Source organism: Microbulbifer weihaiensis (assembly GCF_048323715.1).
Classification (GTDB): Bacteria; Pseudomonadota; Gammaproteobacteria; order Pseudomonadales; family Cellvibrionaceae; genus Microbulbifer.
Map to the genome: position 1 here is coordinate 336,265 of NZ_JBLWFL010000004.1, position 21,427 is coordinate 357,691.

Consider the following 21,427-nt stretch of genomic DNA (forward strand, 5'->3'; position numbering starts at 1 on the left):
ATGGCAGTCAGACACTTTCTTACCCTCCTCGACCTGAGCCGGGACGAGCTGCGCGGCATTATCGAGCGCGCCATCGAACTCAAGGCCCTGCGCAAACAGGGCATCGCCACCGAGCCCTTCCGCAACAAGGTGCTGGGGATGATCTTCGAGAAATCCTCTACCCGCACCCGGGTTTCGTTTGAGGCCGGCATGGCGCAGATGGGCGGCAGCGCCCTGTTCCTGTCGCCCCGCGATACCCAGCTGGGCCGCGGCGAGCCGATCGAAGACAGCGCGCGGGTGATCTCGCGCATGGTCGATATGGTGATGATCCGCACCTTCGGCCACAACGTGCTCGAGCGCTTTGCCGAGTACAGCCAGGTACCGGTGATCAATGCCCTGTCGGACAGTTACCACCCGTGCCAGCTGCTGGCGGACCTGCAGACCTATGTAGAACACCGCGGCAGCCCGGAAGGCAAAGTGGTGGCCTGGGTGGGTGACGGCAACAACATGTGCCACTCCTACATCAATGCCGCCCTGCAGTACGACTTCGAACTGCGCATTGCCTGCCCGGAGGGCTACGACCCCGACGAGAGCATCGTCGCGACCGCCAGGGACCGCGTGAAGATCGTGCGCAAGCCGCAGGATGCCGTGCGCGGTGCCGACTGGGTAGCCACCGATGTGTGGGCGTCCATGGGCCAGGAGACCGAGCAGCAGATCCGCATGAAAGCGTTCGAAGGCTTCCTGGTGGATCACGAGCTGATGAGCCACGCCAACAGCGATGCCGTCTTCATGCACTGCCTGCCGGCGCACCGGGGCGAGGAAGTGAGCGGCGAACTGCTGGAAGACGACAAGATCTCCGTAGTGTGGGACGAAGCCGAGAACCGGCTGCACGCCCAGAAGGCACTGATGGAGTTCCTGCTCGAAAACGGCCACTAAAAGGTCTAGCGGCGCCGGCGCCCCGGTGCCGGCTTCCGGGAGCGCCCTTATACAGGGCGCTCTATTTATATACAGGTACCGCAAACGCCGCGCCGCAGACGCCAAATGCACGGCGGCATACGCCGCGAAAATCATCACCGGCATCCGCGCACAGCGAACATGACGCCAACCTGCCCACAGGTTGTTTTTCGATCATCTGCGCCAGACTTAGTCCTTTATGACTACGCCAGAGGTACCAGATTGATCAGTCATTGAGCGACCTGAAATTGTTATTGCCGGGCTTAATTTGAGACCTGATTACTATTAAAAAATATTCTTAAAATCTGCGCACAGCACTATCCACTGGTTACTTTTTATCCCCCACCAGTAATCACGGGCTTTAGCGACGGGAAAATGGCTCAGGCGCAACGCCTACCCACAAATTATCCACAGCTAACCCCACAGTTATCCGCCTTGAATTACCCCCCCAACCGCATTATCTTGTTGGTCGTCCGGAGCCGCACCCCAACATATTGGGTTTCAGGACTAAGCTAGCCTAGAAAACCCGCGGTCTCCCCCGAGCAGTGAACCACAAGATATTGTGGTAACCGGTCCCCACGGCACCTACTCACACTTGTGCACAGCACAGGGAAGGTTTACCGACAGGCACGGAGCCGCTCGCAGACTCAAGCGAAGCACCAAGCAGATGTACCCCACAAGCGTTACCCAGGCGAAGCCACGGCTCCGCCGCCGTTGCTTGTGCCAGGGCTGCATTGCCTCGCATGAAAAAAATTCAGGCCACAAGCCAAATTACAAAACCAAAGACAAGTCGATCTCGACCAGACAGAAAACTACGGAGATTTTCATGCACACAGAGACAGGGCGCTCCCAGTCTGTGCCAAACGGCACCACCAAGGATTCGGCGGCAGACCAGGCCAGCAGCAACACCACCCTGGCTGCTACTGCCCCCGGTCAGGTCCGCGTGATCAAGCGCAACGGTACTGTGGTTCCTTACGACGACAGCAAAATCTCCGTAGCCGTTACCAAAGCATTCCTCGCCGTTGAAGGCGGCACCGCTGCGGCCTCCAGCCGCATCCACGAGCGCGTGGCCGACCTGGTGTCCCACATCAGCGCCACCTTCAAGCGCCGTATGCCCTCCGGTGGCACCATCCACATTGAAGAGATCCAGGACCAGGTCGAACTGGAACTGATGCGCGCCGGCGAACACAAGATCGCCCGCGACTACGTTCTCTACCGTGAAGAGCACGCCCGCCTGCGCGCCGAGAAAGAAAAAGAGAAAGCCGCCGCCGCACAGACCACCGGCGAGCACCCGAGCATCCGTGTAAAAATGGAAGACGGCAGCCTGGTACCGCTGGACATGGAGCGCCTGCGCACCATCGTTCGCGAAGCCTGCGAAGGCCTGACCGACGTCGACGGCGAGCTGATCCTGGCCGAAGCGCTGAAGAACCTGTACGACGGCGTTTCCGAAACCGACATCAACACCGCACTGGTGATCACTGCGCGTACCCTGGTTGAGCAGGAGCCCAACTACACCTACGCCACCGCATTCCTGCTGCTGGACAAACTGCGCGCTGAAGCCCTGCGCTTCCTCGACGTGGCCGAGTCCGCCACCCAGCAGGAAATGAAAACCCTGTACAAGCCGGCCCTGGCCGCTTACGTGAAGCGCGGTATCGAGCTGGAACTGCTCGACCCGGCCCTGGCCAACTTCGACCTCGACATGCTGGGCGATGCCATCAAGCCAGAGTGCGATCACCAGTTCACCTACCTCGGCCTGCAGACCCTGTACGACCGCTACTTCCTGCACTCCGACGAAATCCGTTTTGAACTGCCGCAGATTTTCTTCATGCGCGTTGCCATGGGCCTCGCCATCAACGAAGAAAACCCGAATGAGCGCGCGGTCGAGTTCTACAACCTGCTGAGCTCCTTCGACTACATGAGCTCCACCCCGACCCTGTTCAACGCCGGTACCCTGCGCCCGCAGCTGTCCTCCTGCTACCTGACCACCGTGCCGGACGACCTGCACGGCATCTACGGCGCCATCCAGGACAACGCCATGCTGTCCAAGTGGGCTGGCGGCCTGGGTAACGACTGGACGCCGGTGCGTTCGCTGGGTTCCTACATCAAGGGCACCAACGGCAAGTCCCAGGGCGTTGTGCCCTTCCTGAAAGTGGCCAACGACACCGCAGTGGCAGTAAACCAGGGCGGCAAGCGCAAGGGCGCCGTGTGTGCGTACCTGGAAACCTGGCACCTGGACATCGAGGAATTCCTCGAGCTGCGCAAGAACACCGGTGACGACCGTCGCCGTACCCACGACATGAACACCGCCAACTGGGTGCCGGACCTGTTCATGAAGCGCGTGTTCGAAGACAAGGAGTGGACCCTCTTCTCCCCGGCAGACTGCCCGGATCTGCACGACCTGTTCGGCGATGCGTTTGAAGAGCGTTTCACCCACTACGAAAAACTGGCCGCCGAAGGCAAGCTGAAGCTGCACAAAAAAGTGCGCGCGCTCGACCTGTGGCGCAAGATGCTGGGCATGCTGTTTGAAACCGGCCACCCCTGGATCACCTTCAAGGACGCCTGTAACCTGCGCAGCCCGCAGCAGCACGCCGGTGTGGTACACAGCTCCAACCTGTGCACCGAGATCACCCTGAACACCAAGGCGAACGACGAAATCGCGGTATGTAACCTGGGCTCCGTAAACCTGTCCCAGCACATCGGCGAAGACGGCAAGCTCGACCAGGAAAAACTGGCCCGCACCGTGAACACCGCCGTGCGCATGCTGGATAACGTGATCGACATCAACTACTACGCCGTGGAATCCGCGCGTCAGTCCAATATGCGTCACCGTCCGGTGGGCCTGGGCCTGATGGGCTTCCAGGACGCGCTGTACAAGGCTGGCATCTCCTACTCCAGCGATGAAGCCGTAGCCTTCGCCGACACCACCATGGAAGCGATCAGCTACTACGCCATCTCCGCCTCCAGCGACCTGGCGGCCGAGCGCGGCAGCTACTCCAGCTACGAAGGTTCGCTGTGGAGCCAGGGCATCCTGCCGATCGACTCCATCGAGATCCTGGCCAAGAACCGCGGCGAGCAGTTCATCGACCAGGACACCAGCTCCACCATGGACTGGACCGTAGTACGCGAGAAAGTCGCCAGCCAGGGCATGCGCAACTCCAACGTGATGGCGATCGCCCCGACCGCGACCATCGCCAACATTACCGGCGTATCCCAGTCCATCGAGCCCACGTACCAGAACCTGTACGTGAAATCGAACCTGTCTGGTGAATTCACCGTAGTGAACCCCTACCTGGTACACGACCTGAAAGCCCGCGGCCTGTGGGACAAGGTGATGGTCAACGACCTCAAGTACTACGAGGGTTCCGTGCAGAAGATCGACCGCATCCCGGCCGACCTGAAAGCCAAGTACGCCACCGCGTTTGAAGTGGAGCCGCGCTGGATCGTGGACGCCGCCAGCCGTCGCCAGAAGTGGATCGACCAGGCCCAGTCCCTGAACCTGTACATCGCCGGCGCCAACGGCAAGAAGCTGGACCTGACCTACCGCATGGCGTGGTACCGCGGTCTGAAGACCACCTACTACTTGCGCGCACTGGCTGCCACCTCCACGGAAAAATCCACCGTGACCACCGGCACCCTGAACGCCGTAAGCGCCGGCGGCGCCCCGGCAGCGAGCGCCGCACCGGCCCCGCAGGCCGAGCCCGCACCAGCTGCAGTGCCCAAGGCCTGCTCCCTGGACGACCCGGACTGCGAAGCCTGCCAGTAACACTGGCACCCCGCGGATCTTTGCATAAGGATCCGCGGCAGAATTCAAGACTCTCGGGGGAGAGCAACCGCGCAACACCGTGCCCGTCACGGCCACGCGCAACCAAGACCATAAGCGCCGCCCCGGCACCGGGCGAATTACTCAAAACAAGAGTAAAAGCCCGGGCCGGGCGCAGGCTGCACAACACACACTTTTGATTGCCCTGCCCGCCCTACCGGCACGGGGAATCACAGCAAAGAAGAAAAGGGGAAGTCATGCTCAGCTGGGACGATTTCGAAACACAGCCCAAACCCGAACAGAAAAAGCAGGAACCGCAACCGGTGCCGGGTGCGCTGCAATCCGAGCAGCAGGCAGTCACCGAACCCGGCGCAACCTACGCAGCAGGTAGCGCCAGCAGTGCCCCGGCACCGACCGCGGCCCAGAGCGCACCCGCTGGCAGCGCCGTTGAAGCAGCCCGTACCGCCATTGCCGAACTGGACATCGCCCCGGGCCTCGAAGAACTGGAAATGGGCGCTGCCCGTATCCAGGTAGACGAGAAGCGCATCATCAACTGCCGCGCCGACCTGAACCAGCTGGTACCGTTCAAGTACGACTGGGCCTGGCAGAAATACCTCGACGGCTGTGCCAACCACTGGATGCCGCAGGAAGTGAACATGAACAAAGACGTGTCCATGTGGAAAGACCCCAACGGTCTGACCGAGGACGAGCGTCGCATCGTGGAATACTCCCTGGGTTACTTCTCCACTGCCGACTCCCTGGTAGCCAACAACCTGGTGCTGGCCATCTACCGCCACATCACCAACCCGGAGTGCCGCCAGTACATTCTGCGCCAGTCCTTTGAAGAAGCCATCCACACCCACGCCTACCAGTACTGTGTAGAGTCCCTGGGCATGGACGAAGGCGAAGTCTTCAATATGTACCGCGAAGTACCGAGCGTCGCCAAGAAAGCCGCCTGGAGCCTTGCGCACACCGGCTCCATCAGCGACCCCAACTTCAAGACCGGCACCGTAGAGAAAGACCAGGAACTGCTGCGCAACCTGATCGCGTTCTACGCGGTTACCGAAGGTATCTTCTTCTACTGTGGCTTCACCCAGATCCTGTCCATGGGCCGCCGCAACAAGATGACCGGCGTTGCCGAGCAGTTCCAGTACATCCTGCGCGACGAGTCCATGCACCTGAACTTCGGCATCGACGTGATCAACCAGATCAAGCTGGAAAACCCGCACCTGTGGACCGAAGAGTTCAAGCAGGAAGTGACCCAGATGATCCTGGAAGGTATGGAACTGGAAGTGGCCTACGCCCGCGACACCATGCCCCGCGGCGTACTCGGCATGAACGCAGCGATGATGGAAGAATACCTCCACTTCATCGCCAACCGCCGGCTCAGCCAGCTGGGCCTGAAAGAACAGTTCCCGGGCGCCCAGAACCCCTTCCCGTGGATGTCCGAAATCATGGACCTGCGCAAGGAGAAGAACTTCTTCGAAACACGGGTTATCGAATACCAGACCGGTGGTGCACTGCAGTGGTAAACCACTAAAGACCACGACTGTAGGAAAGGATTTACTACAAGAAAGAGTCGCTCACAGGAAGAGAGGTATTGAGAGCGGATGTATCGCGAGATGCATCCGCTTTTTTTTGGCAAAAATTGTTTTGCGTGGAGAAATAATGAGTCGAGACACAACCCTTTCAAGCCTTGCTATGCTGAAAGTACATATAGACAGTGGAAAGGATTACCTCGAATACTTAAGACCATTTGTTATCCACTCACTTAGTAGGTGTGAAGAGAACGCTCCAATTTCCGACTCCAAAGTATCAGAAGAGATAAAGGAATTCTTCGGGCTTGAAATACCCCCGAGAACCACACAAATACTATTACAACGGCTAGCAAAAGACGGAATTCTACAAAAAAAACATGGAAGATTCGTTGTTACTGGAGAGCTCCCCAGCACGACCTCCCTATTACAAGAAAAAACAGATGCCGAAAGAAAGATAAACGCCACATCAAAGAACTTGGTGTCTTTCGCAAAGGAGCAATATGAGAGAGAGTTAAATGATGATGACGCCTTCGAGGCAATCACTCTATTCTTATCTAAGTTCTCAGTTTCGTGTTTGAAGTCTTTTTTAAGAGGCACCGCCTTACCTAACCATCTAGATGCAAAAGACTGGAAGTTGGTTTTAGTAAGTAAATTTATCGAACATATAGAGCAAACAGCTCCCACTCACTTTGAGAATTTTATCCTTTTAGTTAAGGGGCACATGCTCGCAAACGCTCTTTTATGCCCCGACCTAGATTTTTCATCAAAATCATATAATGGCGTCAGCTTTTATCTAGACACCCCAATTTTACTTAAGTTACTTGGTCTAGACGGCGCAATAAACAAACAGGCAACAATAGAGCTCATATCTCAGCTAACGTCGCTAGGAGCAACTGTTCATTTCTTTTCTCATACATTGGAAGAACTAGTAAATACAATCAAGTCCTCTTCAGATTACATCGACTCACAAGAGGGACGAGGGTCAATAGTTTATGAGGCGAGAAAATCGAGCTTAAGAAAGTCTGACCTCATATTGATCGCGGAAAATTCGAGAGAGTCACTTGAGAATCTGGGAATATCATATAAACCAACCCCTTCCTACAGCACAAAATATCAAATAGATGAACAAAAATTTGAAGAAATCCTGAACAAAGAGGTTCTATACAACAACCCTAAAGCTCGCGCAGTTGATGTAAATTCCGTTCGCTCAATATTCGCCATTAGGAAGGGGACTCAACCCAACAAAATTGAAAACTGTAAAGGAGCACTAATTACGAGTAATAGCGGCTTCGCGTCTGCAGCCTTCGAATATGGGAAAAAAATTGAGAACAGCCCTGAAGTATCTTCAGTTATCACTGACTTCAGCATATCCAATATAGCTTGGCTAAAGGCACCACTTGGTGCACCTCTTTTACCTCAAAGAGAGGTAATGGCATTCGCATATGCAACCGCCAGACCAACAGATGATTTCTTACATAAAGTTTTGGCCGAAGCTGACAAACTGGAAGCGGCAGGAAAAATTAACCCAAGAGACCACCAGCTCCTGCGTAGCAGCTATCATGCGCAACAGGCACTGAAAGACCTAACTCTTGGTGAAGAAGACAGCCTCAACGAGAAATCAATACTGCGAGCACTTGAAATTGCCGAAAATGAAATCAAGCAGGAAGAAACAGAAAAATTACTTAACGAGCAAGATCAGCACAAATCGACTCTAAAGGAACTAGAGAAAAACAAACTAAGAATATCCAGCATACAGAAAAACATGTACTGGGAAGCACATAAAGACTCAAAAATTTTGGTTAACTTCATTTATGCATTGTGCATTTTAGCCATTGCTCTCGGAACCACCAGAGGATTATCCCCACAGCTATCGAAGATAATCCCAGACACCTACACATACTTCGTACTACTGATCTCCTCTACAAGCCTGATTTTTGGCTTCTCACTTAAGGGAATTAAACAATCGATTCACTCTAAATATCACAACTATCTATTTAAAAAGCGCTGTAGAAGTCTAGAAATTCCAATTGAAGAAAATTCAGTGATAATTGAGGAAATGACATAACAAATGTGGTCATATTAATAAGATAATAAACGGGGTGATAACAAATGGGATCAGATCGAAGTTTTGACACATATATCGCCCCAACCCTTGAACAATCAAAAATTCAAGATGGGCGAAATTAAACAGAAGATTGCTCTTTTCATCGACGTGAGCAATGCCCATGCGAACAATTTCGAGGACATCCTGAGCGAAAAAATCAAAAGTAAACCAAAAGGCCGAGGACTGACCTTTACTCAACAATGTTGCTCTTCTCTCATAGCTTACGCACCCAAAATGCCCCGCGTTAAATGCGTCCGAATACGACGCCAACCACATCATTAGGAATGTATTGTGAAAAAAATAGAGATCATTACTGGATTGAGCAGCGTTCTTATTGCATTGTGCGCTTTATTATTTTCTGTATACAGCTTTAAGACCCAGCAAGAAAGAGAAGATCTTCGAGCAACAAAGAGTGCGCAACCAATACTAAAAATAAGAACGATAAATTATGATGGAAAACTTGGCATAAAACTGGTGAATGTCGGCTTAGGCCCCGCGATTATTACTGAAGCCAGATTCACCAAAAATGATATTACAACCAACAAAATTTACCGATTCCTGAAAATAAATAAAGCATTCGAAACATATATAAACATACCTAAAAAGACAGTATTAAAGCCAAATGAAGAAAGGATTTTAGCATTCGTGTCTACGTCACAGGGATATACAGACGCTGAGTTCGGAGAAATTTCGCAGCTGTGGCATTTGGGAAAAATGGGGATCAAAGTGCATATTGACTATCAAGATATTTATGGCTCCAAATATGGCCCGTACAAAACCACATTAAAATAAGCACATCTCTGTTAGACATGACCCACAAAAGAAACATTAGGATCAGAGTAAAGCTTTGGCGCTAATAGCAGCAGAGAATCCGCACACCAAAATGTTAACCTGACCCCAGTCTTGTTTTCCCATAGTCACTGGACCGCAAATCCATAGAGAATTACTTGCGATAAAAATGGCTACAATAATTAATTAACTTGCACCCCGAAGCCTAGGCATATAGAGCTCAGCGAAAAAGCCATGGAACCCGGAATCATCAATAATTTAGGTGCCGCAACTTTATTCTGACCCCATTCTTATCTCATTTTTCTCGCAACCCATTTTATAAGGAAATTTAAATCATGCCTTACTTAAAAATACTATTGCCGATACTAACATTCACATCTCTTCTAATCGCAATTCGAGGAAAAACCTGGAACAAAGAGCTTGACAGAATAACACGGCTAGGCTGGGCCGCCCTTTTAATCGGCCTCGCAACCGCCTCTATATCAGTCATATTGACGTACAACCAAATAGTTGAAAACGAAAAAATAGTAGAAAAGGAAATCGAAGATAAGAAAATTGCGAATGAAGCGACTATCAACCTAATAAAAAGAATCTCACATCTTTTTCTCGGTCAAGACAGTTTCAACACAATAATAGGGCAAGACTCCTGCGGAGAAACCTTATTAGCAATTTACAACCTAGAATCTTTCGCAAAAAATTGGAGCGGATCACTCGACACAATTGACCACATTACAATCGAAGAGATAAATGAAATTGAATCCGAAATTGATACTTTCTTATCCACCCACACTGCCCACATCACCCCTCTCGTATACTCTGAAATTTATTCAATTAGGTTTAAAACTGCACTTCCAGCCTTAAAGAAAAAAACAAAATCTAAAGTACCCCACCAAATTAACCTGTACGGAAATGCCACAAGCAGCATAAACGTAGAATCATACTCCGGAACCTCTTTTTTGACAGTCGAAGATTTTTTTCGCTTTAATTTTGAAACCAATAAAATTTGGATAAGAAATTTTGTAAAAAATTCGAAGGAAATTATCAATCAAACCAGCTGCAAACTATTAATAACTGAATATTCGGGTCAAAGTAAAGTTTTGACACATATATTGCCCTAACCGCAGACCAAGCATGGAAGTAAGATAGACGAAATAAAACAGAAGATTGCCCTATTCATCGACGCGGATAATGCCCCGGCGGGCAAGTTCGAGGATGTCCTGAGCGAGGTCCCCAAATACGGGGAGGTCACCATCCGCAAGGCCTATGGCAACTGGAAGTCACCCTCACTCAAAATAATTGGGGTCAAATCAAACTTTTGGCGTTCAAACACCCAACACAAAGATGAGCCAATAGCTTCACTTTACCGACTACCGGCGACCCTGAGCTCGCACTGATCACTGGAGAAGTAACCCGTAATGACCGACAACAGCTGGGATAGTTATGCCGAAGGATGGGACAGTAATAGCGATGTCATCAGCTATTCGGAGCGCGCCTTCCGGTCCCTTACCGACACCCTGAACTGCAAAGGCGCCCGAATCCTGGATTTCGGCTGCGGCACGGGCCTGCTGACGGAACGTCTCGCTCCACTGGCAAGCAGCATCGTCGCCCTCGATCCAGCAGGGAAAATGCTTGCCGTACTGGAGGCCAAGCAACTGGGCAATGTTACTACCATACAATCCAGCCTGACTCGGGAACTGATCGACAAGAACAGGCAACTGCAGGACAAGTTCGACCTGATCGTCGCTTCTTCCGCACTCGCTTTTGTCCCGAACTACACGGACACAGTACGACTGCTGGCCGAGCTACTGAATAGCAATGGGCGCCTGGTTCAGTGGGACTGGCTGAGGGAGGACGGTAACGAAGATACCGGATTTACCCGCGAGGACATCGCAGCCGCGTTCAGGGAGGCAGGCCTGTCCGACATCCAGGTAACCCTACCCTTCTCCATGGGAACGGGCGAAAACCGTATGGACGTTGTAATGGGCACAGGCACCTATCAATAAGACAATGTGGGCTCTGAGCAAGAATTTTCCAGCGAACTAACCAGAACAAACATCCCGCAAAGATTGCTCCCCATTTATTGCGCTCAGACCGCAAAATAGCGCGACCTCCGCGAGACAGCCTACACTGTGCTTCGGCTGCGCCCACTATGGGCATTAGGTGAAAGACTTACCCACGTTTAGTTTTGGGGAATGACATGTCAGAAAAGCCAGTGAAAGAAGAGGCAGCGCAAACAGTATCCCCTCGCCAGTGGATCAGATTGGTTGTGGTGTACCTCCTTATCCCGCTGGTTTTACTGATATGCGGTGGGGATTTCGGTTGGTGGCAGGCGTGGCTCTATTCCCTGCTGATCTTTGCCGCTGGTATAGGGGGGCGCATGTGGGCGGAACAGCGACACCCCGGATTGATAGCCGAACGGCAAAGTAGTGAAAATTTTCACAACGCAAAGGCCTGGGACAAAGTGCTTGCTCCGCTGATGGCGGTGAGTCTCGTGTTCCCTATGGTTGTAGTAGCGGGGCTGGACCATCGCTATCACTGGTCCCCCGAATTCCCGCTATGGCTCATCGTGATCGGCTTCACTTTGATCTCGCTAGGATACGCTTTCGCGGCATGGGCACTGACAGAGAACCGCTTTTTCTTCAGCGTGGTGTGCATTCGGGCGGATCGAGGGCACGTGGTGTGTGACAGTGGCCCGTACCGGTTTGTGAGGCACCCAGGTTATGCTGGAAATATTTTTCCGCTGCTCGGTATTGTTCTTGCGCTGGGCTCGGTGTGGGCACTGATTCCTGCGGCGGTGGCAACAATCATCACGGTGATTAGAACCGCACTTGAAGACCAGACGCTACAGGATGAATTGCCCGGCTATCAGGACTATGCACGACGCGTGCGCTATCGGTTGATCCCCGGGATATACTGAGAAAATAATTAGGCTCAGATCAAATTTTTGACACATAAATCGCCCTAACCGAAGAATAGCCATGGAAGCAAGATGGACGATATCAAGCAGAAGATTGCCCTATTCATAGATGCGGATAACGCCCCGGCGGGCAAGTTCGAGGATGTCCTGAGCGAGGTCGCCAAATACGGCGTGGTCACCATCCGCAAGGCCTACGGCAACTGGAAGTCACCCTCACTCAGGGGCTGGGAAGAGCTGCTGCACGAACACGCGATCCAGCCCGTGCAGCAGTATGACCTGACCAAGGGCAAGAACGCCTCGGATATCGCGCTGGTCATCGATGCGATGGATGTGATGTACACCAAAGACATCGACGTGATGTGCTTTATCTCCTCGGACTGTGACTTTACCCCGATGGTGACCAGGGCGCTGGCGGAGGGCAAGGTGGTGCTCGGGTTTGGCGAGCGCAAGACACCGCCGCCGTTCGTGAATGCCTGCTCCAAGTTCCTGTTCCTCGACAAAGCAGATGTGGTCAAGGAGGGGAGCGGCGAAAGGCCCAAGAACATCAAATCGGATGCCAAGCTGATCACCCTGCTGCGCCAGGCCATTGAGGCCACCGAGGACGACGATGGCTGGGCCGACCTCGGCGCCGTCGGCTCCAACATTTCCAACCGGGCATCTTTCGACTGCCGCAACTACGGCTTCAAGAATCTGAGCAGCCTGTTCCGGGCCATCGATCTGTTCGAATTGAAGCGGGGCTCGGGCAAGTCCTACCTGGTCCGGGATATCAGGAGAAGCAAAAAGAGCGGATAGGGTCATCGTGATCTATGTCGAGTAACAGGCGCAATGGCCTATCTACAATCACTCCGGGAAGGTATAAGGTAAAACCTGACAACCAGGCGAAAACAACCAGTGGCTCCCGTGCAACCGTTTAAAACCCAATTTACCCTGTCCCGCGAATACCTTGCCGAGTGTTTCGACCAGTCGTTACCCCATGGGAAAGGCGCCAAGCCCAACTATCTGTTCCCGGCATTGCTTCTTGCCGCGGGTGCAGGGTTACTGTTCTTCACCGAGCAACCCAAGGTCGTGAGCTACATGCTGGTCGCGCTGGGGATTCTGGAACTGCTGCATATTCGCTTCCGGCGCGCCTGGTGGCTAACACGGCAGATGTGGGGAAAAGGTACCGGTAGTGAAGTGACGTTGACCGTAGATGAAAATGGCATCCAGACACAGAGCGCCCATGCGCAAACCGCGCTGTTGTGGCCGGATATCGAGCGCGTTATTGAAACCGATCTGGGGCTGATCCTGGTGGCCAGGTCCGGCGGCCGGCAGTACCTGTCCAAATCGCTGTTTCCAGCAGAATTGGTGAGCGAGATTATCGCTAAGGCCAGTGGGGAAGCTTGAGCCTTCTCCAGGCCCGGCCGCGACTATGATATTTACATCAAGGTGCCCGCGGGGTACTTCGATGAAGAACACAACAAGGCGTCCTATCCGATCCTATACCTGAACGATCCACCACATACATTCAAGGTCGCCACCGGGGTGACGCATTTCAAGAGCATCAACAGGGCCATTGTCGTAGGCATTGATTTTGCCCACGGAGAGAATGGCCAGTTCAGCCGCGTGCGCGACCTTACCCCCGAGCGGGATGCCAGCTGGGTCAAATACACCACCGGTGGTGCACCGGGCTATTTACAGTTTATTCGCGAAGAGTTGATCCCGTTTGTGGAAGGCAAGTACCGCGCAGACCCATCGCGCCGGATCCTGTCCGGCCACTCGCTCGGCGGCTCGTTTGGTGCCTGGGTTCTGCTCACGCAGCCGGAGCTGTTCTCCGGCTATATTCTGACCAGCCCTTCTCTCTGGTATAAGGACGACATCATCTTCGATATCGAAGCAAAATATGCGCAGCACCACAGGTCATTGAACGCCAACCTGTTCGTCGCCACCGGAGATCTGGAAACAATGGAAAACGGTATGCGCTGGATTTACCAGGATGTAAGGTAGATCCGGGTATTCGGAGACATATACCGCAAGCAGCTTTACACTGGAGGCAACATTGCCATGCGCGCAACCACCGAAATCAAAACCGCCACCACCATCTACTTGCTATTAATTCAAGCTTGATTAAGCAACAGCGACTCCGCTAACTCAACCTTGATCTTTTGTGCCCCTATCAATCCATTCATCGAAAGCCTTTTCCCGCTCCCTTTCATCATCTTCGTTAGCAAGAACGCCATCTACCTGGATAATATCTTCAACTCATTCAAAATTAAGCATATGTCCCTCTGAGATTTCAATCCCTCCCTCGCTCCCCTCCCCTCCCCACTCCACTCCACTCCACTCCACTGCTGAAGTTCAGGCTTATACACATCCAGGCAAACCCTTTTTATCCCCGAAAAGTGCCGCCACAGTCCCTATACGCAGTTCCTTCAACCTATCTTTTCCTACGATAAAAACCATCAATAAAACAGCCGACATCTAAATTATAACTACGACAGGTTTAGAGAATTTTTTTCACTATCCTTAATTTACCTGAGATAAAAAATCATAAATTTATCGAAATGAAAGAATAACAACTTAATCAGCAATTAATTGACACCTAAAGCAACACATATAAATACTAACCCGCTAATTTAAAATACATATCTCCCGCACCCAATAGATAAACAACCAAGCTAACCTATTAGGACCGCTTACACCTCGAAGAGCATCAGTCTTAAACACGCACATGCGGACTCCTTCGAGACGCGAGCAATCGAGCAGAAACGCAATTTTTAACAGTAATCCACTAGTAGCAATGACCTACTGAAGACACTCATTAAATGTAAAGGGCACTCACAGCAGTATGTTTAAAGGCATGAACTCAAATTTTTGCTTTAATGCATCAGTCAAGTGTATCTTGAGAGTACAGACCTGAAGTTCCCCAAAACAATTACAAAATATGAACCACGCGAGGGAGTTGCAGCAATGTATGAAAACGTTTTCCTCAGCCTGAATAGAAGACTTCCGAGAAAAGAATATCTTTTCCTGAGTATTATCCCTTTCCTGATTATTTCCTACCCTGCACTAACCTCAATAGCCATAAGTTATACACTTCGGGCGCAAGATTTGGGCATACTACCCATTATTCTGACTGGCCTATCAGTGGTAATTGGTCTACTTTTAGTGACAGCACCCACCATACAAAGGCTCCACGACTTTGACGCCCCTGGGTGGCTTATCGTGTTGCTTTTCATCCCTTACATTTCCTTACTAATGTTATTAGTGCTGCTTTGCGTCCCCGGATCCAAAAGCGAAAACCAGTACGGATTGCCGGCACACGATAGACACCGCAGTAACTTCGGTGACGATTACCGACCGCACACTGCCAAGAGCCTGTGGAAGCCTGCCTTGGCTAACCTGCTCATCAGCCTTATGGTGGGCAGTGGATTATTGGCTAGCACGATTTATCAAACTTTATACGCTGATCCCATTAAAACTGGCGAACTGCTCGCCTTATCAGCACCAACTGACTATCCCCAAATCGTACTAACCAACGCCGCGTCCTTTAAAGGGCATACTTCATTGTATGGCGCGAGTGCTTTCTTGGTTACAGGCCCGGATGATAAACCACTACTTCTAACCGCCAGACACTTGATCGGCGATTCAGGAGGTGTATCGCCAGAGATCGAACCGCAAGAGCTGGATAACGCAATAGAACACTGGATAGCTCACCCCCGCACCCAACCTGAAAACTCCATTGGCATTTCAGGTAACTTCCTGCCAGCAATGGGGCGCACTAATCTCGACGTGTTGGCCCTGAATACAATCGAACAACCAGACTTTCCCGCGAAAATATTGAGCTTCAGAGATCAGCCCCCCCAAATTGGAGAGCTGGTCTACATTGCCGGATGTGAATATGCAGAAGCCGACTGTTTGCAGAGGATGTGGCCCGCGCAAATTGTAGATATTGTCGGTATGGAACCGTTCGCGTCATACGATATTGCCCTGAAAGACCCGATCGCATTAGCCGGATTTAGCGGTGCACCTGTGATAGACCAAGATGGTAACGCGCTAGCAGTAGTCACTTCAGGCTGGAATGAAGATGAAACCGGGAAATACAATTTCATCTCTGCAGAATCAATAGAGTTCGTAAGAAGAGGCGGAGTGGGCGGCAAATCTTCGCCCAAATGATCTATAAAAATTAATATCATTGATCAACAATGCATGGCCGAATATGGAATCCATTAAGTTCTTCAGAAAACTCACCAATAATAGACAGCTCTACAAGGAAAACAGGGTAGCCCTTAACATGCCGAAAACCGCGGAAATCAAAACCTCCATCATCGGCTACGGTTTTTCCGCCACCACCTTCCACCTGCCGTTTATCCTGAACCTGCCGCCCTTCCGCTTCACCGCGGTCAATACCTCGAAGGGCGAGCAAGTACGACCGAAACACCCCGATGTTGCCGTGTATGCGGATGCCGAAGCCCTGCTCACGGACAGCGATGCCGACCTGCAATCATTACCGCCCCCAACGACGCACACTGTGCATTGGCCAAACTCGCCCTTGAGCAGGGCAAGCGTGCAGTACTGGAAAAGCCCTTCGTGACCCGTATCGAACAGGGCCGCATTGGCAGCGGGTGCTGAGCGTGTACCACAAACGCCGCTGGGACGGGGACTTCCTGACGGTACAGAAACTGACTGCCGATGGTCGGCTGGGCTACATGCGCTATTTTGAAAGCCATTTCGACCGCTTCCGCCCCGAGATGCGCAAACGCTATAGCAGCAAAAGTAAGTCAGGAACGAAAAACAACCTTCCAGTACTTAATGGTGCGACACCAATGGAAATTTTTTCAACACAAGGATAACACCCCACACTGTAGATGCCGGAAATTAAGTAAATCAAGAAGGCCCAACTCTCGCTCGGAGAGAGAAAATGGAATCACTTTATGTACCAACCATTACCCACTAGCGTTGACAAGAAAGTGCAACTACTTTGCAAGGGCACGTTTATGAGAAAATGGATCATCATGCGGGAAAAAACATTATTTTATCCCAACCCTGACAATATATGGGTCGGGAGTCTGGCCTCGCTATCCATTGCCATTTTCGCCTGGGGAACTTACACCTTCACCTCTAAAGTTTGGGCTCCTAGACTATGGTATGGCTTAGAAAGTTTTTACTCCTCGATCGTTCCAGAATCCATAATTGTTATACTAATTACTCTATCCTTATATTGCTCAACAATTAAACGTCAAGCTCTTCGAATTTTATCTCCGACCATCGTTATTATTTCTTTATACATTTTGATTGACGCGACATTCTTTTTTCTCGGTCGCCTCCCCAGGATCTCGGATATATCCTCCTTTTCCGGTCTACTCGAGTCAGCGCCACATTTAGCAATAACCGGGAGCCTACTGACAGCGGGCACTTTGGTTTTATCTTCAGTATTACTCTCGAAGAATATAAAGGGAGATCGCCACGCAGGATCCACTCAGAAAAATATATTTAGAGTATTAGCAGCCTGCACAATTCTATTAACACTAAACCCAAGTATAATCTCGCCCTACATCATCAAACGTCACTCCTCGGAAGCAAAGACGGTACAACTTAACGGACGCATTTCCAGCTTCCTTTACTACAAGTCGACTGAAGATCAGTATCAAAAGCTCTTTGAGGAAATATCTGGAGATGCTCAATCCTGGCCAGAAACCCAATTATTCCCAGGGGAAATTCATAGCCTGCGTAATATTCACTATATTGTACTAGAAAGTTTTATTGACCCTCGGCTTATAAAAGGGACCCAGTTCAAAACATCACCACTGGCGCCGGCACTTTCAGATCTTCTTGATGGCGCCACCTTTTCAAGGACACTATCCCCCGTGTACGGCGGGGGCACCGCACAAGCGGAATTTGAATTATTGGTAGGCCTTCCCGCTTTAGCCCAAATTGGCTCTATCGATTTTAATGTTCTTGGTGGAAAACCAATGAAAAGCTTTGTTTCCTCTCTAAATGAACAAGGATATGAAGCATTTGCAACGATAGCTACCAGCTCAATTTACTTCAATTCAAGAAATGCCTACAAGAGTATCGGGTTTGGCTCTGTCGATTTTCTTGAAGAAACAAAATCCTTCAGGAAGAATCCTAATGACGTACAAATATTTGATGGCGATTTATTAAGATACAACCTATCCAAAGTTTCGCATCGACTGGAAAGCCATGCGAAACCTTTTATAAACTATGTTCTGGGAATGTATGGCCACATCCCCTTTAGACGGAACCTCAAAGATCGCCCAGATCGCATTGAGGTAAATACTAACATTGAGGCGATCAAAAAAATTTCAAACCAATTTTATTATCGGACAGATGCTTTAGCTAATTACATAAGAGAACTACAAAGACTTGACCCGGAAAGCATCATATATATTACATCTGACCACCTGCCTGCTTTGCCGACTGGAAGCTCCATCTATAGCCTCGATGAGAGAATGAACATTTCTCTTTTATTTGAAAACTCAAAGCTACAAGATCTTGAGCCGATTGAATTTTATAAAATACCATGGAATATATGGGCGAGGCTTACGAAAAAACCAATTATGGATGAGCCAAAAAAATCTTCTCTCGAAAAAGAGTATATAAAACAGCTAGCAAAAAGCAGAGGCATCTAAAATGCACTGTAGCCCATAGATCAACAAGAGTTCTACCCCGTTACTGCGGACACTTCTTAAAAGAGGCACACCATGCCAAAGGAGTGTTCATGACCAAGCGCAGCAAGTACAGCGCGGAAAGTACAGCCCAGAGTTTAAGCATGAGGCTGTAGCGCGCCTGCGGCAGTATTCTTTTCGTCTTCGGGCCACACGCGCTCGATCAGGCACTGCGCTGTTTGGCCTGCCTACGGCGATCACGCATAAGTAAAGGCGCAGCGACCTCATTGGGCCTCAATCCACCGGAGGATCGTCTCAAGGCAGGTCTTTTACCGATGACCGCAAACTGGGGCCAGGAGACACTAGGGCAATATGGCGAGCTGCGCACAGCTACGCCCTCCCCCTTCACGGCGGTTATGGCCACTATGGTACGCTGCAGGCAAAAGCCGCGAGTCACCAGTTCATTCTGCTCGATGAGGGGAGCCACGGCACCCACGACTTTTATACAGTGCAGGCCCAGATTTCCCGGCAAATGATTGAGGAACAGGTTGTCGATGCAGTGATCGTCGAAGGGACTGATCCGACGTATATCGCATCAACAGCTTTGAGGGCTGGCTTGATGGGGACGCCAGCGCGCGCGAAGCACTTATAGTCTTCCAGCGCTTTCCGCTACAGCATATACCGCTCCGCAGATACCATTCTGTCCAATTCCGACAAGGTCGTCCCGGAGGCTGCAGCGCGCACGCAACCGCTATGCCTGCATGACCCGATACGGCGACCAGCAGCGCTACTGCTAAACCGCGGTTATGGGTATCATTGAGCCCTACCAGCAGCAGCCGGTGGAGCAGTTTCTGGAATGATGCGTGCACGCAATCAGAGGCTACATCAGGACGGCATCCTCCTCGAAGATGAGCAGTTCGATGTGGCCCCTCACCAGGATGACACTACAGCACTCGAACCCCTGGATCTCACAGAGAGCTGTGGCAAGCAGGAGCCGCCGGAAACCTGGCCCCTAGGGATATAGATCACCGACACTGAATACGCAGCCTGTTAGGGTTGGGGAAGCCCCAAACTGATCTATCTAGATTAATCAGGAGAAGGCATTCCAGACCTGACAAGCAATCCAAAACAATCAGCGGCTCTCGTGCAACCGTTTAACACCCAATTTACCATATCCCGAGAATACCTTGCCGAGTGTTTCGACCAGTCTTTACCCCATGGGAACGGCGCCAAGCCCAGCTATCTGTTCCCGGCATTACTGCTTACGGCGGGCGGGTGCAGGGTTACTGCAGTTCACCGAGCAACCTAAAGTCGCCAGTTACGCGTTAATCGCCCTGGCGATCCTGGAGCAGCTGCATATTCGATTCCGGCAAGTCTGGTGGTTAACACGGCAGATGTGGGGTAAACGTGCCGGTAGCGAAGTGACGTTAACCATAGTTGACGATGGTATCCAGACACAGAATGCCAATATGCAAACCGTGCTGTTGTAGCCGGATATCGAGCGGGCTATTGAAACCGATTTGAGGCTGATCCTGGTGGCCAAACCCGGCGGCCGGCAGTACTGGTCAAAATCGCTGTTTACTGCTGATCTGTTGAACGCGATTATTGCTAAAGGAAATGGGGAAGTTTGAGCCGTCTCCAGGTAGGGGCCGCGAAGAGCCACAAGGCATCCCATTATTTGGAGACGCATACCGCAAGCAGCAGGACATTGGAGGCAACATCGCCATGCGCGCAACCACTGAAATCAAAACCGCCCTTATCGGCTATGGCTTTTCCGCCACCACCTTCCACCTGCCGTTTATCCTGAACATGGCGCCCTTCCGCTTTACCGCGGTCAGCACCTCGAAGGGCGAACAGGTGCAGCAACAGCACCCCGGGGTCGAGGTTTATAAGGAGGCAGAAACCCTGCTGACGGACTCAGATGCCGACCTGGTAATCATTACCGCCCCCAACGCAGTACACTTTGCCCTGGCCAGACTCGCCCTTGAGCAGGGCAAGCATGTGGTGCTGGAAAAGCCGTTCGTGACCCGTGTCGAACAGGGAGAGGAACTGATCGCACTGGCCAAGCAACAGCAGCGGGTACTGAGCGTGTACCACAACCGCCGCTGGGACGGTGACTTCCTCACGGTACAGAAACTTATTGCCGAAAGTCGCCTGGGCGATGTGCGCTATTTTGAAAGCCATTTCGACCGCTTCCGCCCCGCGGTGCGCAAGCGCTGGCGTGAGGCCAACGTGGAGGGTGGCGGCATCCTGTTCGACCTGGGGCCCCATATGCTCGACCAGGCGCTGCAGCTGTTCGGCCCACCCTCTGCGATCACCGCACAGGTAAAGGCACTGCGGCCACAGGCAGAAGTGGATGATTTTTTCCACCTGACCCTGCACTACCCGGAGCATATCGCGGTACTGCGCAGCAGCCCTTTCTGCGCCGCGCCGAACCTGCGCTTCGAGGTACAGGGTACGGCCGGGAGTTTTATCAAACACGGCCTGGATCCGCAGGAAGAGCGCCTCAAGGCAGGAACGCTACCGGTACACGCAAACTGGGCACAGGAGAGTCCGGAGCACCATGGCCAGCTGTACTCGGCCGAAGCGGGAACACCATTCGCGACCGAAACCGGTGGCTATCAGCATTACTATCGTCAGCTGACCAGTGCGATTCTGGATGGCGCTGAAGTACCGGTAAGTGCAGAGCAGGCCCTGTGGAATATCCGCCTGATCCACCTGGCGCAGCAAAGCAGCGCCAGTGGACAGACCGTCAAGGTTTATGGCGATGTTTAGCGCGCC

20 protein-coding genes and 1 pseudogene are annotated in these 21,427 nt (G+C 51.7%); 19 read left to right on the plus strand and 2 right to left on the minus strand.

Translation table 11 applies throughout. The features are described 5' to 3' along the window. The 4 genes from argF (at window position 1) to ACNKU7_RS06125 (ending at window position 8,296) form a co-directional block, all read left to right on the plus strand. Window positions 1–915 carry an ornithine carbamoyltransferase gene (gene argF / locus ACNKU7_RS06110; protein WP_418296081.1) on the plus strand — a complete coding sequence of 305 codons (915 nt, stop codon included), beginning with the start codon at window positions 1–3 and terminating at the stop codon, window positions 913–915. An 844-nt stretch (window positions 916–1,759) separates the two neighbouring features. Next, the gene (locus ACNKU7_RS06115) at window positions 1,760–4,696 is read left to right on the plus strand and encodes a ribonucleoside-diphosphate reductase subunit alpha (protein WP_418296082.1); all 2,937 of its coding nucleotides are present in this window, start codon (window positions 1,760–1,762) and stop codon (window positions 4,694–4,696) included. A gap of 254 nt (window positions 4,697–4,950) precedes the next feature. After that, window positions 4,951–6,225, plus strand: coding sequence for a ribonucleotide-diphosphate reductase subunit beta (locus tag ACNKU7_RS06120; protein WP_418296083.1), 1,275 nt, complete (start codon window positions 4,951–4,953; stop codon window positions 6,223–6,225). Between the two features lie 136 nt (window positions 6,226–6,361). Then, window positions 6,362–8,296 (plus strand): hypothetical protein, encoded by a 1,935-nt coding sequence (locus tag ACNKU7_RS06125; RefSeq protein WP_418296084.1) that lies wholly within the window; start codon window positions 6,362–6,364, stop codon window positions 8,294–8,296. Between the two features lie 9 nt (window positions 8,297–8,305). Here the strand turns inward: ACNKU7_RS06125 and ACNKU7_RS06130 are convergent, their stop codons facing one another. Then, window positions 8,306–8,533 carry a hypothetical protein gene (locus ACNKU7_RS06130; protein ID WP_418296085.1) on the minus strand — a complete coding sequence of 76 codons (228 nt, stop codon included), beginning with the start codon at window positions 8,531–8,533 and terminating at the stop codon, window positions 8,306–8,308. Window positions 8,534–8,626: 93 nt separating this feature from the next. Here ACNKU7_RS06130 and ACNKU7_RS06135 point away from each other — a divergent pair, with 93 nt between their 5' ends. The 9 genes and pseudogenes from ACNKU7_RS06135 to ACNKU7_RS06175 all read left to right on the plus strand — a co-directional run bounded on the left by ACNKU7_RS06135 (window position 8,627) and on the right by ACNKU7_RS06175 (window position 16,193). Next, window positions 8,627–9,127 carry a hypothetical protein gene (locus ACNKU7_RS06135; RefSeq protein ID WP_418296086.1) on the plus strand — a complete coding sequence of 167 codons (501 nt, stop codon included), beginning with the start codon at window positions 8,627–8,629 and terminating at the stop codon, window positions 9,125–9,127. 332 nt (window positions 9,128–9,459) lie between these two features. After that, window positions 9,460–10,242: a hypothetical protein gene (locus tag ACNKU7_RS06140; protein ID WP_418296087.1), complete on the plus strand. Its 783-nt coding sequence runs from the start codon at window positions 9,460–9,462 to the stop codon at window positions 10,240–10,242. 45 nt (window positions 10,243–10,287) lie between these two features. Continuing rightward, entirely contained in the window at window positions 10,288–10,518 is a 231-nt protein-coding gene (locus ACNKU7_RS06145) for an NYN domain-containing protein (protein ID WP_418296136.1), read from the plus strand. A 21-nt stretch (window positions 10,519–10,539) separates the two neighbouring features. Further along, window positions 10,540–11,127 (plus strand): class I SAM-dependent DNA methyltransferase, encoded by a 588-nt coding sequence (locus ACNKU7_RS06150; protein ID WP_418296088.1) that lies wholly within the window; start codon window positions 10,540–10,542, stop codon window positions 11,125–11,127. Between the two features lie 194 nt (window positions 11,128–11,321). Beyond that, window positions 11,322–12,041: a methyltransferase family protein gene (locus ACNKU7_RS06155; protein ID WP_418296089.1), complete on the plus strand. Its 720-nt coding sequence runs from the start codon at window positions 11,322–11,324 to the stop codon at window positions 12,039–12,041. Window positions 12,042–12,113: 72 nt separating this feature from the next. After that, the gene (locus ACNKU7_RS06160) at window positions 12,114–12,833 is read left to right on the plus strand and encodes an NYN domain-containing protein (RefSeq protein ID WP_418296090.1); all 720 of its coding nucleotides are present in this window, start codon (window positions 12,114–12,116) and stop codon (window positions 12,831–12,833) included. A gap of 108 nt (window positions 12,834–12,941) precedes the next feature. Further along, complete coding sequence (locus ACNKU7_RS06165; RefSeq protein WP_418296091.1) at window positions 12,942–13,424, plus strand: YcxB family protein; 483 nt, start codon at window positions 12,942–12,944, stop codon at window positions 13,422–13,424. Between the two features lie 21 nt (window positions 13,425–13,445). Next, window positions 13,446–14,024, plus strand: a pseudogene (locus ACNKU7_RS06170) (alpha/beta hydrolase); the annotation flags it as partial. Window positions 14,025–14,987: 963 nt separating this feature from the next. Beyond that, window positions 14,988–16,193 (plus strand): DUF805 domain-containing protein, encoded by a 1,206-nt coding sequence (locus ACNKU7_RS06175; RefSeq protein ID WP_418296092.1) that lies wholly within the window; start codon window positions 14,988–14,990, stop codon window positions 16,191–16,193. Between the two features lie 16 nt (window positions 16,194–16,209). Here ACNKU7_RS06175 and ACNKU7_RS06180 read toward each other — a convergent pair whose 3' ends face one another. Continuing rightward, entirely contained in the window at window positions 16,210–16,521 is a 312-nt protein-coding gene (locus tag ACNKU7_RS06180) for a hypothetical protein (protein WP_418296093.1), read from the minus strand. Window positions 16,522–16,553: 32 nt separating this feature from the next. Between ACNKU7_RS06180 and ACNKU7_RS06185 the strand changes: the two genes are divergently transcribed. The 6 genes from ACNKU7_RS06185 to ACNKU7_RS06210 all read left to right on the plus strand — a co-directional run bounded on the left by ACNKU7_RS06185 (window position 16,554) and on the right by ACNKU7_RS06210 (window position 21,421). Beyond that, window positions 16,554–16,649 carry a hypothetical protein gene (locus ACNKU7_RS06185; protein ID WP_418296094.1) on the plus strand — a complete coding sequence of 32 codons (96 nt, stop codon included), beginning with the start codon at window positions 16,554–16,556 and terminating at the stop codon, window positions 16,647–16,649. 2 nt (window positions 16,650–16,651) lie between these two features. Then, window positions 16,652–16,870 carry a hypothetical protein gene (locus tag ACNKU7_RS06190; protein ID WP_418296095.1) on the plus strand — a complete coding sequence of 73 codons (219 nt, stop codon included), beginning with the start codon at window positions 16,652–16,654 and terminating at the stop codon, window positions 16,868–16,870. 144 nt (window positions 16,871–17,014) lie between these two features. Further along, window positions 17,015–18,670, plus strand: a complete 1,656-nt coding sequence (locus tag ACNKU7_RS06195; protein ID WP_418296096.1) for an LTA synthase family protein — start codon at window positions 17,015–17,017, stop codon at window positions 18,668–18,670. A gap of 832 nt (window positions 18,671–19,502) precedes the next feature. Continuing rightward, window positions 19,503–19,670 (plus strand): hypothetical protein, encoded by a 168-nt coding sequence (locus tag ACNKU7_RS06200; RefSeq protein WP_418296097.1) that lies wholly within the window; start codon window positions 19,503–19,505, stop codon window positions 19,668–19,670. A 163-nt stretch (window positions 19,671–19,833) separates the two neighbouring features. Beyond that, entirely contained in the window at window positions 19,834–20,136 is a 303-nt protein-coding gene (locus ACNKU7_RS06205; protein ID WP_418296098.1) for a hypothetical protein, read from the plus strand. 235 nt (window positions 20,137–20,371) lie between these two features. Next, entirely contained in the window at window positions 20,372–21,421 is a 1,050-nt protein-coding gene (locus tag ACNKU7_RS06210) for an oxidoreductase (RefSeq protein WP_418296099.1), read from the plus strand. Window positions 21,422–21,427: the final 6 nt, after the last annotated feature.